General features: G+C 57.7%; 10 protein-coding genes. 2 read left to right on the forward strand and 8 right to left on the reverse strand.

Annotated elements, in window-relative coordinates:
• Positions 1-167: 167 nt before the first annotated feature.
• The 6 genes from DX909_RS05655 to polA all read right to left on the reverse strand — a co-directional run bounded on the left by DX909_RS05655 (position 168) and on the right by polA (position 8,403).
• The gene (locus DX909_RS05655) at positions 168-2,642 is read right to left on the reverse strand and encodes a bifunctional UDP-N-acetylmuramoyl-tripeptide:D-alanyl-D-alanine ligase/alanine racemase (RefSeq protein ID WP_128544134.1); all 2,475 of its coding nucleotides are present in this window, start codon (positions 2,640-2,642) and stop codon (positions 168-170) included.
• An 18-nt stretch (positions 2,643-2,660) separates the two neighbouring features.
• Positions 2,661-3,740, reverse strand: a complete 1,080-nt coding sequence (gene corA / locus DX909_RS05660; protein ID WP_128544135.1) for a magnesium/cobalt transporter CorA — start codon at positions 3,738-3,740, stop codon at positions 2,661-2,663.
• Between the two features lie 88 nt (positions 3,741-3,828).
• A complete protein-coding gene (locus tag DX909_RS05665; protein WP_128544136.1) occupies positions 3,829-4,680 on the reverse strand; it encodes a universal stress protein in 852 nt (283 codons plus the stop codon).
• A gap of 99 nt (positions 4,681-4,779) precedes the next feature.
• Positions 4,780-5,163: a type II toxin-antitoxin system VapC family toxin gene (locus DX909_RS05670; protein WP_128544137.1), complete on the reverse strand. Its 384-nt coding sequence runs from the start codon at positions 5,161-5,163 to the stop codon at positions 4,780-4,782.
• Positions 5,160-5,363, reverse strand: coding sequence for a DUF2281 domain-containing protein (locus tag DX909_RS05675; protein ID WP_128544138.1), 204 nt, complete (start codon positions 5,361-5,363; stop codon positions 5,160-5,162). The genes DX909_RS05670 and DX909_RS05675 overlap by 4 nt, the downstream gene beginning before the upstream one ends.
• A 46-nt stretch (positions 5,364-5,409) precedes the next feature.
• Positions 5,410-8,403 (reverse strand): DNA polymerase I, encoded by a 2,994-nt coding sequence (polA, locus tag DX909_RS05680; RefSeq protein WP_128544139.1) that lies wholly within the window; start codon positions 8,401-8,403, stop codon positions 5,410-5,412.
• 211 nt (positions 8,404-8,614) lie between these two features.
• On the opposite strand from polA, the gene DX909_RS05685 reads away from it, so the two are divergent.
• Both DX909_RS05685 and DX909_RS05690 read left to right on the forward strand, forming a co-directional pair.
• On the forward strand, positions 8,615-8,926 hold the full coding sequence (locus DX909_RS05685; RefSeq protein ID WP_128544140.1) for a type II toxin-antitoxin system HigB family toxin: 312 nt from the start codon (positions 8,615-8,617) through the stop codon (positions 8,924-8,926).
• On the forward strand, positions 8,923-9,279 hold the full coding sequence (locus DX909_RS05690) for a helix-turn-helix domain-containing protein (protein ID WP_128544141.1): 357 nt from the start codon (positions 8,923-8,925) through the stop codon (positions 9,277-9,279). The genes DX909_RS05685 and DX909_RS05690 overlap by 4 nt, the downstream gene beginning before the upstream one ends.
• Before the next feature lie 10 nt (positions 9,280-9,289).
• Here the strand turns inward: DX909_RS05690 and DX909_RS05695 are convergent, their stop codons facing one another.
• Both DX909_RS05695 and DX909_RS05700 read right to left on the reverse strand, forming a co-directional pair.
• Entirely contained in the window at positions 9,290-12,121 is a 2,832-nt protein-coding gene (locus tag DX909_RS05695; RefSeq protein ID WP_128544142.1) for a formylglycine-generating enzyme family protein, read from the reverse strand.
• A 12-nt stretch (positions 12,122-12,133) separates the two neighbouring features.
• Complete coding sequence (locus DX909_RS05700; protein WP_128544143.1) at positions 12,134-14,827, reverse strand: MGH1-like glycoside hydrolase domain-containing protein; 2,694 nt, start codon at positions 14,825-14,827, stop codon at positions 12,134-12,136.

A 14,827-nucleotide genomic window follows, 5' to 3' on the forward strand; every position in this document is an offset into this window, starting at 1 on the left:
TTTCAAGAACCCTGTGATGTGTGGTTTGAGGGGACAGATGCGGCCCGTCAGTCGGCTTCCGACTGGCGGGCCTTTTTTAATGATTGAGTTGTTGAATGATTGAATGCTGCGCTGCCATTTCAAGCATTGCGGAGCCCATTCAATCATTCAACAATTCAACAATTCGATTATTCCCTATAGAACACCCGTTTCACCCGGTCGCTCACGCCCGTGAGGATTTCGTAGGGGATGGTGCCGATGCGGGTGGCGAGGTCGGTGATGGGGACTTCGCGGCCGAAGACCACCACTTCGTCGCCTTCCCGGACGGAGGCTTTCGTGACGTCGACCATCATCATATCCATACAGATATTTCCGATCGTCGGACAAAGGATGCCGTTGACGCAGACCTGACCGACACCGTTTCCGAGCCGCCGGTCGTACCCGTCGGCATACCCGATGGCGAGGGTAGCAATCCGGGAAGGGGCCGTCACGACGCCTTTCCGTCCGTAGCCGACGGTTTCGCCGGGCCGTAATTCCTTAATCTGGCTCACCACGGTTTTCAGCGTCCCGACGGGCAGCAGTTGCCGGGTTTCCATCCGGCTGGCCTCCACTCCATACAGGCCGATGCCGAGACGTACCATGTCCAGTTTATACTCGGGCAGCCGGATCATTCCGGCCGAGTTCAGAAGGTGCCGGAGCGGACGGTAGCCCAGGGCCTCCTCCAGTTGGGCCGAGCCGCTGATGAACCGTTCGTACTGAAGCTGGGAAAAAGGCGTATGGACGGCTTCGTCGGCCCCGACCAGGTGACTGAATACCGAGGCTACCCGGACGGACGGGTGTTCGGTCAGCTTCCGGCAGAGATCCGGCAGTTCGTCGGGCAGAAAGCCGAGCCGGTGCATACCGGTATCGAGTTTCAGGTGAATGGGCGGAACGGTTGTGTCTCCTTCCCGGGCAGGGCGGTTTTGGCCGATAAACAGGAGCCATTCTTCCAGAATGTGGAAGCTGTAGATTTCGGGCTCCAGCTGGTTGTCGAGCAGATACGGAAACGTCTCGGGCGACGGATTCATGACCATGATCGGCAGCCGGATGCCGTTCTGCCGCAGGGAGACTCCCTCGTCGGCATAGGCCACGGCCAGGTAATCGACGCGGTGGTATTGCAGCAGCGACGCCACCTCGGCACTCCCGCTCCCGTAGGCGAATGCCTTGACCATTACCATGATCCGGGTATCTGCACCGACCTTATTGCGGTAAAAGTTAAGGTTGTGGGTCAGGGCGTCGAGGTTGATTTCCAGGACCGTGCTGTGGGATTTCTGCACGAGTCGTCCGATCACCTTTTCGAATGAAAACCGCCGTGCGCCCTTCACGAGAATAGCCGAGTCGAACAGGGTGTAGAGGCTTTCCGATTCCAGCAGTTCCTCCGTGGTCCGGAAAAACCGGGCGGGCATGGAAAACGAATTCCGGTATCGGCCGATCTCCGGCCCGACGCCGAAAAGCCGGGAAATGCCTTTTTCAGACACCATGCGGGCAATGGCCGGATAAAGTTCATCGGCCCGGGTTCCGGTTTCCAGCAAGTCCGACAGAATAAGCACCTTGCTCCGGTCGTTGTCCTGCTGGCTCAGAAAATTGAGCGCGATGGACAGCCCGGCGAGGTCATTGTTATAGGAATCGTCGATCAGCAGATTCCGGCGAATGCCCTCTCTGAGTTCCAGCCGCATGGAAACCGGCCGAAGGCGATCGAAGCGGTCCTGCAACTCCTTCGGATCCGAAAGGCCGAGTTCGAGAGCGGCCAGCAGCACATGGGTGACGTTTTCGAGGGAAGCCTCATCCGCAAAAGGAACGCGCACGGAGCCGTCTTTCCCCTGCCCTTCCAGTCGGATCCGGGTTCCGTTTGATTCCGGCTCGTACCGGACGTTCACCTCCGCCGGGCCTTCCGTCGACCAGGCCACCAGCCGGATGCCGGGATGGACGGCTTTCAGCAGCAGGCGGGTTTCCTCGTCGATATCCGTGTAGGATTTCCGGTAGATGAGCACGTCGGTTTGGGTGAACAGCCGCAGTTTTTCGGCGACCTTCTGTTTCCGGCTTCGGAAGCCCTCGTCATGAGCGGTTCCGATGTTGGTAAAAATCCCGATGGTAGGCCGGACAATCGGCTGAAGATTCTGCATTTCTCCGGGCCGGGAAACGCCGGCTTCGAAGATACCCAGCGTATGGCGTTCGTTGAGCGGCCATACGGACAGCGGGACGCCGATCTGGGAATTGTAGCTTTTGGGACTTTTCTGAATGAGGTGATCCGGAGCCATCACCTGCGCCAGCCATTCCTTCACGATGGTTTTTCCGTTACTGCCCGTAATGCCGACCACGGGGATGCGGAACCGGCTCCGATGGCGGGCCGTCAACTCCTGCAGGGCTTTCAGGCTGCTGCCGGCTTCCAGAAAATCGGCCTCGGGGTATTGTGCCAGTTCATGGCGGAGTTCGGGGGTCAGGGCCGCGGTTTCGACCACGAACCGGCGCACGCCTTTTTCATATAATTCCCCAATGAAGCGGTGGCCGTCGTGGTGTTCCCCCCGGATGGCAAAGAACAGGCTCCGGTCGGGGAACAGAAGCTGGCGGCTGTCAGTCAGCAGGTACGTCATATTGGGCTCGATGTGGATGTCCTTCCGTATCATATTCTTATTGCTTTCACCTTACATCCAGCCTCTTCGGCGGAAATAAATAATCATCGCCACCACCAGCACCGCCATGATTCCGAGGACGACGAAGTAGCCGAACTGCGTACGCAGTTCGGGCATATTGTCGAAGTTCATGCCGTAAATTCCGACAATAAACGTCAGCGGCATGAAGATCGCCGAGAAGATGGTCAGTGTTTTCATGACCGAGTTCATCCGGTTGCTGAGGGTAGACAGGTAAAGGTCTACGAGTCCGTTGGCGAGCTCGCGGTAGGAGTCGATGGTATCCAGCACCTGAACGACATGGTCGTACAGGTCCCGCAGGAAGGGAACGGTAGTCGGCCGGATCATTTCGCTTTCTTCCAGCATGAGGGAGTTGATCAACTCCCGAACCGGCCAGACGAATTTCCGCATGAGGGTAATGTCGCGTTTCAGGGCATAGAGCCGGGTCAGGGTCTGCTGGCTCGCCACCTGCTGAATGATGCTGTTCTCCAGGGTTTCCAGACGCTCCCCGATGTTGTCCAGCACGACGAAATAATGGTCGACGACCAGATCCATCAGGGCATAGAGCAGGTAGTCCGAACCGTTCCGGCGGGTTTTTCCGGCCGAGGCCACGATCCGGTCCAGCACCGGTTGGAAGATGTCCGACTTACGTTCCTCCTGAAAGGAAACCAGGTATTTTTCGCCCAGCACAAAGCTCAGGTGTTCACTCTCGACCTCTTTGGAAGCGGAGTTCATGTAGATCATTTTCAGCGTCACGTACAGATACGCCCCGTCATACTGCTCCATCTTGGGCTTTTGCTGGGTGTTCATGACATCTTCCAGCAGCAGGGCATGCAGTTTGTACTGCTGCCCGATGCGTTCGATGACCTGCGGCTCGTGGATGCCGTCCACGTTCAGCCAGGAGATGCAGGATGCGTCTTCCGGCGGGCGCCGGCAGTCCGATAGCCGTTTGATCTCTTCGACTTTGTAGTCGGACAAACTGTATTCAATCCGCCGGATACGGGTTTTGTAGTCGGTTTCCTGACCGACATAAACCAGCGTTCCGGGCGACGAACCCAGCTTCTTCTCCGAATGTTTATACCGTCGTCTTGCCATATTCCTGTTTTACTGGGTGTAAAAGTACAAAAAGCCCCGGACACCTGTCATGTCCGGGGCATCGACCCTGCCGCTCCGAAGGCGGCCTTCAATAATTTTCCTTCGCGTGGTAAACCAGAATCGGAATGCTCGAATTCAGCACCATGCGTTTGGTCAGGCTGGGATTGAGCAGACGGCTCAGGAAGTCGCGTTCCCGGGTTGCCATGACCAGCATATCCACCTGATTTTCATTGATATACCGGGTAAGTCCTTCGGTTACGTTGTCGGCATGGACTTCTTCTTCCCTGAGCCGGTCCCGCCCGAACTCCCGTTCGATCTGGGTCAGATACTGCCGGTCGTCGCGGACGTTCGGCTGGTTGTCGGCCCTGACCTTGATCAGGCTTAGACCGGCCCCAAACGTCCTCGCCAGTTCGACCACCGGCCTCAGGATTTCGTTTTCATCGAACTCCAGCTGAGTCGCGTAGGCAATCCGGTTCAGCTGAACGGCCGTCGCTTTTCCTTCCTCCGGTGCCGGAACGACCAGCACCGGGCAGGGTGCGGCCATGGCCACATCGGTAGCCGAGCTTCCGGCCAGCCGGTCGAAAAAGGTGTCGAAATGACTTCGCCCCATCACGATCAGGTCCGGATTCAGCTCATCGGCCACGGCAATGATCTCATCGTCGACGGCTCCGAAACGGGCTTCCGCCCGAACGGAAAACCCTTCCGTTTGAAGCCGCCCGGCCAGTTCCTTCAACCTATGCTCCCCGGCTTCGTCCAGTTCCTGGGCCACCAGCACCCCGGCCCCGATTTCGCCGGTCGGCAGGGTCGTATCCGGTATCACCGGCTGGGTGACGTGGGTCAGAATCAGGGTGGACTGGTATTGTTTCGCCAGGAACCGGGCCCAAAGGAGGGCCTGATCGGAGGTTCCGGAGAAATCCGTAGGAACCAGGAGGGTTTTCATCTTTTGTGGGGTTTGTGGTTCAATACTAACAAAAAAACAGGGTTCCTTTCCCGGAAACCCTGTTAATTGTTTGTAAACGGCGTGATTTGAATTACCTGTCTACCATAAAACCGAAATTTCATATGGCACAAATGCAGGGTCTTTCCCAATTACCGAAACCTGTTGATGAAGGGCCTGCGCAATGATCAGGCGGTCAAAGGGATCAGAATGATGGAAAGGCAATTTTTCAAGCAGAAGTAGTTGTTCCGGTAGAACCGGCCAGACTTCAATTCCCAGGTTGACTACTTCCCTGAACACTCGGCTCAATGGCTGGCTCAACTTTAATTTGCCGAGGCTAACCTTGATGGTCATCTCCCAAAATGAAGCTACACTAACCGCCAGGTTGGAGTCAGGATGATTCAAAAGTAAAATGACATTTCTGGAAAGTGCCTCATCTCCTTCCAGCATCCAGATCAGGGTGTGGGTATCGAGTAAATACTTCACAGGGAATAGGCTTTGAAATCATCCAGAGGCTGGTCGAAATCCTCCGCCATATAGGTAATCAACCCTTTCATACTTCCGATTCGATCTTCTTTCGCGGGATGAAGAAGATTAATTATTTTTGGATATATCTGTTCAAAAAGCTCATCCGGCAATTCGGCGATCTCCTTAACCAGATTGATTTTCTGTTCTGAAACGCTCATAGTTCCTTCGATTTAATAGCGACAAACAAACCTTTCAGGCATTAAATTAATGCGCCACTAACCAGTTCTCCCCAAATCCGATGCCGGTTTCCATCCGAACGGCCAGCGGAATGGCGTTGGCCATGATCCCGGCGACATTTTCCCTCAGGATTTCCAGCTCGTCGCGGTGGGCATCGAACACGAGTTCGTCATGTACCGTCAGGATCATGCGCGACCGAAGCCGGTTCTGGCGAAGAAAATCGTGAATCTTGATCATCGCAATCTTGATCATATCGGCCGCCGACCCCTGGATCGGAGCGTTGATGGCGTTCCGCTCGGCAAAACTGCGGTCGGTCATGTTCCGCGAGTTGATGTCGCGCAGATACCGGCGACGGCCCAGGATGGTTTCGGCATATTGCCGCTCCCGTGCCAGTTCGATGCTGCGGTCCATAAACTCCTTCACGGCCGAAAACTCCCGGAAATATTCGTCGATGATGACGGCGGCTTCTTTCCGCGGAATCCGCAGCCGGCGGGCCAGTCCGAACGAGGAAATACCGTAAATGATCCCGAAATTGACCATTTTGGCCTTCCGGCGCATCTCCTGGGTCACCTCGTTCAGCGGGACGTGAAAAACCTTGCTGGCCGTCTGGGTGTGAATGTCGATTCCGTTGTTGAAGGCTTCGAGCATCGTCTGGTCTCCGCTGAAGGACGCCATGATCCGCAGTTCGATCTGTGAATAGTCGGCCGACATGATCAGAAACTCCTCGCTATGGGGTACGAACGCTTTCCGGATCTCCTGCCCGCGCGGGGTTCGGATCGGGATGTTCTGAAGATTCGGGTTGGCCGAACTGAGCCGTCCGGTGGCGGCCACCGCCTGGTTGAACGACGTATGAATCCGACCGTCGCGCGGACTGATCAGCAGCGGCAGCGCATCGACATACGTATTTTTCAGCTTGATCAGTTCGCGGTAATCCAGAATCTTGCGGGCGATTTCGTGTTCGGCTTCCAGTTCGGCCAGCACCTCCTCCCCGGTCGCATACTGCCCGGTTTTGGTCTTTTTGGCGTTGTTTTCGAGTTTCAGCTTATCGAACAGCACCTCCCCGAGCTGCTTCGGCGACCCGATGTTGAACGGCCCGCCCGCCAGTTCGAACACCTCCTGCTGCACCTGCCGCATATCCGCTTCCAGCGTGGCCGACAGTTCGTTCAGGGCGTTGATGTCGACCTTGACGCCTTCCAGCTCCATGTCGGCCAGCACCCGGACGAGCGGCATTTCCACCTGATCGAACAGTTTGGTCAGTTTGTCGCGTTCCAGCAGCGGCTGAAAGGTTTCCTTTAGCTGGAGGGTAATATCGGCATCTTCTCCGGCATACTCGGCCACCTGTTTGATGTCGACATCGCGCATGGTGAGCTGCTTTGGGCCTTTTTTCCCGATCAGCGACTCGATGGACACCGGCTCGTAGTTCAGGAACGTCATCGCCATCATGTCCATGTTGTGCCGCTGCTCCGGTTCGATCAGGTAATGAGCCAGCATTGTATCGAACAGCTTGCCCTGCACCTCGACGCCGTATTTCTTCAGCATCAGGATGTCGTACTTGAGGTTCTGCCCGATTTTGGTGATGCCCGGATTTTCCAGCACCGGCCGGAACTCGTCCAGAATGGCCTGGGCCTCCTCACGGTTTTCAGGCACCGGAACGTAGAAAGCTTCCCCTTTCCGATAGGCAAACGAAAGCCCTACCAGGTCGGCCTCCACCGGATCGGTGGCGGTCGTCTCCGAGTCGAAGCAGAAAGACTCCTGCTGGTTCAGGTAATGGACCAGGCTCAGACGCAGTTCGGGAGTGTCGACCACGCGGTAGTCGTGAACGACCGAAAATATATTCTTCCGACGCTCGGGCTGGTGTTCCTCCACTTCGTACTGGAGAAAAGCCGGGGCATCGGCCGCTTCCTTCTTTTCGGCGGCCGATTTGCGGGCCGAAGCGGTTTTGGCGGGCTTCTCCGTCGGTGGAGGGGAAGCGGCCGGAGCCGGTTCGTCATCCGACAGAAAAGGCAGGTCGGCCGTACCGGATGGGGCGGACGACGGACTCGCGGCCGGCGAAAGTACCTGATCCGCAAAAAGGTCCATCTGCCCTTTTCCGTTGGCCTTCGGTGCGGAAGCCGCCGGGAACGGGTTGGAATCCGGGAAATCTTCCCCAAGCAGTCGTTTCCGCAATTGCCGGAATTCCAGTTCGTCGAGCAGGGCGGACAGGCGGGGCTTGTCCGGCTCGCTCATCAGAAGCGCGTCTTCATTGAACTCCAGCGGTACGTCCACGTGGATCGTGGCCAGTTGCTTGGAGAGCAGGCCCTGCTGGGCAAACTGAACGACATTCTCCTTCAGCTTTCCCTTCAGTTGGTCGGAATTGGCGATCAGGTTCTCAACGGTGCCGAAATCGGCGATCAGCTTCTGGGCGGTTTTTTCCCCGACACCCGGTATTCCCGGAATATTGTCGACCGAATCTCCCATCAGCCCGAGCATATCCACCACCTGACTGATCTCACGGATCTGCCAGCGGTCGAGAACTTCCTTCACCCCAAGCTTTTCGGCCGGTTTGCCCATGAAGGCCGGTTTGTAAATGTAGACGTGCTCCTCGACCAGCTGACCGTAGTCCTTGTCGGGGGTCATCATGAACACCTCGAACCCGGCGCGTGAGGCCCGTTTGGCGAGGGTTCCGATGATATCGTCGGCTTCGTAGCCGTCCAGGATCAGCATGGGAATGTGCATGGCCTCCACGAGCCGCTTGACATACGGGATGGCAATGCTGATGTCTTCCGGCATGGCCTGTCGGTTGGCCTTGTATTCCTGAAAGGAGTCGTGCCGGAAGGTCTTTTTACTCGAATCGAAGGCGACGCCGATGTGGGTCGGTTTCTCCTTCTGAAGGATCTCCAGCAAAGCATTCGTAAAGCCGAACACACAGCTGGTATTCAGGCCCCGGGAGTTGATCCGGGGGGATTTGTTGAACGCGAAATGGGCGCGGTAGATCAGCGCCAGGGCATCCAGTAAAAACAGTTTCTTTTCAGGTTTGCTCATTGCGGTTTTGCCGGGAAACGACCTGCTCAGGGTCCGGATTTCGGCCTTTGCAAATAACGAAATATCGTCTCCCCATCAAAACGCTAACAGCCCCCTTCCGGTTTTGATTCGCCTTCCCAAACCGGGAAGGGTATTTCGTTCGATGGCCTGTATTTGCATATGCAATTTAAATTATTTGGTTCACTAATAGTAAACCACGCTCCAGTTTCTTATGTGTAACATCCTGGCAAGGTCTTCTCTCCTTATTTATTGCGGAATGTATCCGCCGGCCGCGAATGCACTGAAGGAGTGGTATGCCGAGTTGAAAGACAACGAATTTGCAAACTTCCATGAGCTGAAAGCCGTCTTCGGAAATGCCAGTATCATTTCGGACGACAGAGTGGTTTTCAACATCATGGGAAACCGATACCGCCTGGTTGTCCGAGATGTTTTTGAGTATAAGGTCATTCAAATCAAATGGTTCGGCACACATGCCGAATATGATAAAGTAAACGCAGCCACCATTCAATTTCAGAAGCCATGAGACTAAAAATCCTGAAATCGGAACAGGAATATCAGGAATTGCTGGCATGGATAGATCAGCAATTAGATAAAAAAGTTTCCCCGGAAAGCCCCGAAGGTGAAGCGTTTCAGGTGGCTTTGCTCCTCATTAAAGCCTACGAAGACGAACATTATCCGATTCCGGCGCCGGACCCGATTGAAGTGATCCGGCAAAAAATGGACGAAAAAGGCCTGAAAAACAAAGACCTTGTCGGAAAGGTAGGCAGTAAAAGCTACGTCTCTGCCATTCTGAACCGGAAAAAGCCACTGACGCTGGCGATCGCCCGCTACCTTCATCGGGAGTTGGGCATCCCTGCCGGCGTGCTCCTCGGCTGACGCCGATTGGTTACAACGCCGGCTTCATACACCGGAAGCCGACGGTGGCGTTTCGTTCAAAACCGGGGGAAACCCGGAGCAGAAACTGGCGGTAATGCAGCTCCCGGGGGCCTCCCTGCACATACCACCAGCTCGACGAGGGATTGAAGTAACTGCCGCCTTTCATGATCACATACCGGTAACTGCCGCTTTCGTACAGGTCGTTGGTCAGTTGCCAGACACTGCCGACCAGATCCTGCAAACCGTACGGATTCGTGCCCTTCGGATACCGCCCGACCGGGTCCGGCGTCCCGTTGCCGAGGTTGGTGTACTGCGGGTCGATGCCTTTGATGCGGTACACCGAAAGGGTTTCATTGACCGGTTCGATCTCGCGCCGGATGCCTTTTGTCTGCTTCGACCAGGGCCACTCCCGGCCGTCCGGCGTCTGGGCGGCATATTGCCACTCCACCTCCGTCGGGAGCCGCTTTCCGGCCCAGCGGGCATAAGCCTGGGCGTCTTCATAGCCGACATACACGACGGGAAAATTCTCCTGCCCCGCCGGGGGCCGCCCGTCGGCCCAGTGTTTCAGGTAGTTGGCGGTATCGGCCGGCTGGTAGCCGGTGGCCCGGACAAAGGCCAGGTAATCGGCGTTGGTGACGGGATGGCGGTCCATCCAGAAAGCCGGCAGGGTGTAGGCCCGGCCGTCGTTAAACTTCGGGTAGGAGATAAATTTGTCGCCGTTGGTGATTTTTAGGGTAAACGATCCGGCCGGAATCTTCACCATCCCGGCCGGCGCTTTGGAAGCCGGGGCGGTTTCGGGCACGCGGGACGCCAGCCGGGGGGTTCCGGCCGGGAGGTTGACGACCCGCTCGTCGGCCAGCAGGCCATTTTCGAACAATTGAATCACAAACTTGCCCTCATACCGCCCGAAGAGGTCGAGCAGGGCCAGCCGGTGGTTACCCGGTTTCCGGATGACAGGTTGTTTTTCATAGTCGGGCTCGCCCGCCCAGATGCGGATTTCGGCTTCCCCTGCCGCCGGTTGCCCCACTAAAGCGACCTGGAGCAGGTCATTGTCGAGCGAAACCGCCAGCCGTTCGGGCAGTTGAACGATACAGTCCACTTCCCCTTCGTTGTTGGTCCCCAGATCGGCCTTATCGAAGCCGTGGGTCCGGGAGGTTATCCAGAACCGGCCGTTTTGCTCGACAGGAGTCACTTCTTCGTGGTGCCAGACATCGACAAAGTGATACCCCGGCCTGTTCTCCACCTCGAACAGCGGCTCCTTAAACCCCTCAGGTAGCAAACTGAATACCGTATACACTACTTTATCCGACAGCCCCCAGCGGTTGACGTACATGCCGTCGGCCCGGGTCGGGATGAGGGGCGTCAGGGTTCCGGCCGTAAAACTAGCGGTATTTTCTCGCAGGATGCGGGTGGTTTTTCCCAGATACCGGTACTGCTCGTCGAGCCAGGCGGGCAGGCCGGCCGGGAAGAGGTTTAGTTCAGTGCCGTAGCCGTTGAAAAAGGAAACGGCAAATTCACGCCGGATGGGTTCTTTATACAACTCGGCTACCCTGAAAATTGCAAATTCAGGCTTGATGAACTTGTTCAGGTTCAGCATCGGCGGGTAATACAGCGCATTATGCACCCGGCCCGACACAATCCCCGGCATGTCTTTCGGAACGGCCATGCCCTCGCTGTACATGACCACGCCCGGCTTGACCCGGTCGGCGGTTTCCTGCAACTCCCGGCTGGATTCTCCCCGGGTATCCAGCACGACCCCGTCGGCCCCCGTTTCGCGCAGAATCCGCTCCAGCCCGACCAGATGCCCTTCGCTCCGGGTGCTTTCATCCCACGGATTGTAACAGACGAACAGCTTCGTGCCGAACTGCCGGTTCATCATCGTTTGCAGCTCCCGGATTCCGGCCGTTCCGCCGGGCAGATCCCGGAACAGGTCGAACTGATTACGCTGGTCGAGGCCCAGCGTCGGCCAGGTCGGCCAGATGCCGATCACGTCATCCCCGCCATAAAGCCGTCGGCCTTTTTCCAGAAACTTTTCCAGCCCGAATTTCCCGGTTTTGTAGTCGTAATAAATATGATTCCAGGTCATGACCAGGTGCATGACGTAGCTGTGCCGAATCCATTCCAGGTCCTTCCGCCGGAACAGGTCGTCCGGGAAGGGGTCGAGGTCATACAGGTGCCGCTCCTGAAACATCCGGCGCAGACCCTCCTGCCAGTCACCCCGGTAAAGGTCGGCGTAGAGGAAATAGGTGACCTCCCCGTTCCGGGGATATAAGACCGTCTCGAACCGCCGTCGCAGCCCGTTTTTAATGCCGGCCCGATCCCGGCGCGTCAGAGCGCAGAGATTCAGGCCGTCGGCCAGCGCAATACCGGAATACCCCAGTTCCCAGGCGTTGTCGGGAACGATGCAGTTGACGGGTTTCAGGCCCGGCCGGAATATATGGGTTCGGGATAGCGGATGGTCCCCCAGGCCGGTGATATACACCCGGTCGTCGCCCCGACCGAACGGCACCACATTGGACAACCGCAACGTGTCGGCCGACACGTTGCGGAAGGTTACGGCTACTTTGACGCCTTTGGTAAAATCCGCTTCGGGCCGGGCCGTTACCTGAAGCCGCCCGTCCACCACCTGCCGGGCGTCGGCCTGCGAGGTGGTAACGGGCTGGCGGTTGATTTCAAACGAAAGCAGCGGCAATTGTTTAGCAATCGAGCGGCCGTCTCCGGTTTCGAAGGCCGTCACCGCATAGGTGGGTTCCTGCCAGACCAGCCGCCGAAGCTGCTGGCCCTGAACCGGTTTCGCCCAGACAACCGCCAGCCAAGCCGCGATACATAGGTTTATTCTCATGGTTTGAACGGGTCAGTCCTGGGTGTCCATCATCATCCGGTTGATGATGCCTGCCCAAATATAGGTTTTGTGGTAGCCGCCCCAGGCCTCATCGGGGCTGTAGAACTCCCACAGGTTGTGGTCTTTTTTCAGGACGTCGATCATGCCCCGGGCCACCCGGTCGGTCAGTTCGCGGGCTTCCTTTTTATAACCGTAGTCGAGCAGGCCCCGCACGATCAGGTAATCCCACTCCACCCAGACCGGCCCGTTCCAGTAGCCTTTGGCGTTGTAGTACGGGTCCCTGGCCGACAGCGACGGCACCCCGAACGGCCGCCAGAACTGCTGCGGATCGGTCAGTTTTTCGACAAGTCGTTTCGCCTGCTCCGGGGGCGCTACCCCGGCCCAGAGCGGCAGGAAACCGATGATCTCATCCCGTTTGAGGTCGTCCTTTTTTTTGAAGGTAAAGGTGTGATCGGTTTTGTTCACGTTGTAGTAAAAGCCGTTTTCCTCATCCCAGAAGGTGCTGTTGATGCGGGCGGTTCGGGTTTCGTGGTCGGTTTTCCAGCGGGCGGCCTCCTCGGTCAGACCCAGTTCCGCAGCCATTTTCTCCAGCGATTTGGCCTCCATGACCAGCATGCAGTTCAGGTCGAGGCTCTCGAAGTTGGTCGGGTAACCGACCTCGTCCCAGACGGCTACGAGCGCATCCCGCACCGATTCCAGGACGGCCTTCCCGCCCCATTCGCACAGGCCGTCGTGGTCCTTGTCCCGCTGGGTAACGTAAAACTGGTAAAACCGCTTCGACGACTCGTACATCTCCTTCAGAAAATCGCGGTCTTTCGTGATCCGGTACACCTCGTAGTTCAGCCAGGCGTACCAGGGCGCCGACGAAGTCAGCTCGCCCTTTTCCTCGATGACCTCGTCCAGATAGGAGCCGGTTCGGTAGTTAATGTATCCGTTTGGATATTGCCGCCGGGCATACACCCGCTGGGAGTTCATGGCGCTGACGGGGTCGAGGTAGGCGTAGGCGAGCATGGTGATGCTTTCGTGAAAGACCTGCCCGCCATGCCCCCAGCCCCAGGTCGGTTCGCGGGAAAAGACATAATAATTATGGGCGCTTTTGGCCTCGGCCGGATAGAACACCTGCCGCATCATCGCCATCGCGCTCCAGTACAAAGCCTCTTTATCCGCAGAGCCTAAACGGGGCTTCGGTGCGTTGGCAAACAGCTTCTCGTCCGCTTTCAGCACGGCTTCCAGATCGACCGTCAGCAGCTGCCCGGCTTCCGTTTGGGATTCCATCCGGGACGGTTTCTCCTTCACCGACTGCACCGTTCGCACCACCCGCGTCCGATACGTGCCGCCGGCCGGCAGGTTTACGGGCGTCGGCAGGGCCAGAACGGCGGCAAAGGGCGTTTTAAATGAGGCCGGTAGCCCTCCCCGGACGTAGGCATCGAAATCCGAAGCGGGATAGGTAGTCACCTCCTCCGACTGCATCCCGATCCGCCCGGCCGGATCAACCGCCACCACCACGTAACCGGAAGCGCGTTCCCCGGCCGGGGACGACTCCGTAAACTCGGGCCGGGTCAAGCCCTGAGCGATGCGTCGGTAGGTCGTAGCCGGGTAATCCCGGCGGTAAACCGCATACCTGAGCCCCGGTCCTGCCGAAGTCCAGCGCAGGGCGTTCCGGCCGCCGGTGGTCCTGATCTTCAGCCCGGAAACGACCGGAATGGTCCGGTCCTCGTTCAGCCTGAGATCGACCCGCCGGATGTTTCGCTCCGCAAAGCTGCCTTCCACCCAGACCGACCGGTTCAGTACCCGGTTATACCCACCGATCCTGAAACGGCGGGCATCCGGCTTCAACTGGGCGGCTTCCATCCGGAAATACCCGTCGGCGTCGATGGGCGGCTGCGAACTTCCCCAGGCCGGGCTGTTTTCGGTAATGAGTTCGGCCGGGTTGCCGTCGACGAGCATCTGAAGCCGCGAAAAAGGAGCCGGGTCCATGAGTCGGTCGCCCGAGGGGCCGTACAGCCGGCCGTTCACCTGCAATACGGCCTTTTTGTCGCGCAGAATCCGGACCGGCGGCAACGGGGAGCGTCCGCCTTCGGCGTTGAAGGCCAGCCCCTCCGAGCGCGGGTCGGCGGTTCGGAACACATTACGGAGACTGTCGGCAAACGGCAGCTGATGACCGACCGTCCAGCTGTCGGGATGTTCTTCGTGCTGAAACCGGATGGTGTTGCCTTCCGCCCCGACATGGTGGAAATGGGAGGACGCACTTCGCAAAAAGGGAACCAGCGTCAGACGGATCGGCACCGACCCGGTATTCCGAAGCCGCACCTCCATCACCGCCCCGGTGGAACTGTACACCACGAACCGCACGGTGGCCTGGACGTCTTCGAACGGAAAAAATTCATATTCCACCAAATCCGGGTAGGATTTGGTGATCACCGGCTGCCGATGCATGTCCTGCACCCGACCCACCCACCGGCTCCCCCGCCGAAACCCCAGGCACCAGTCCCCGCCCGAATCCGTGGTAAAATCCGCGCCCTTATCGGCTTGATAAAACCGGAAGTGATAGCCCTCGTCCAGCACGAAATTCGAGCGTTCCATGGCGGCCGCATAGGTCGTATACAGCGGAAAGCGGGCGTCGGCTTTCAGGTTGGACAGGTACTGGGCGTCAGCCGCCGGCCAATGGTAAATCAGGCCGGCAAGGAGCAGGGTCAGGCGGTTCAT

The organism is Larkinella soli (genome assembly GCF_003703975.1).
GTDB lineage: Bacteria > Bacteroidota > Bacteroidia > Cytophagales > Spirosomataceae > Larkinella > Larkinella soli.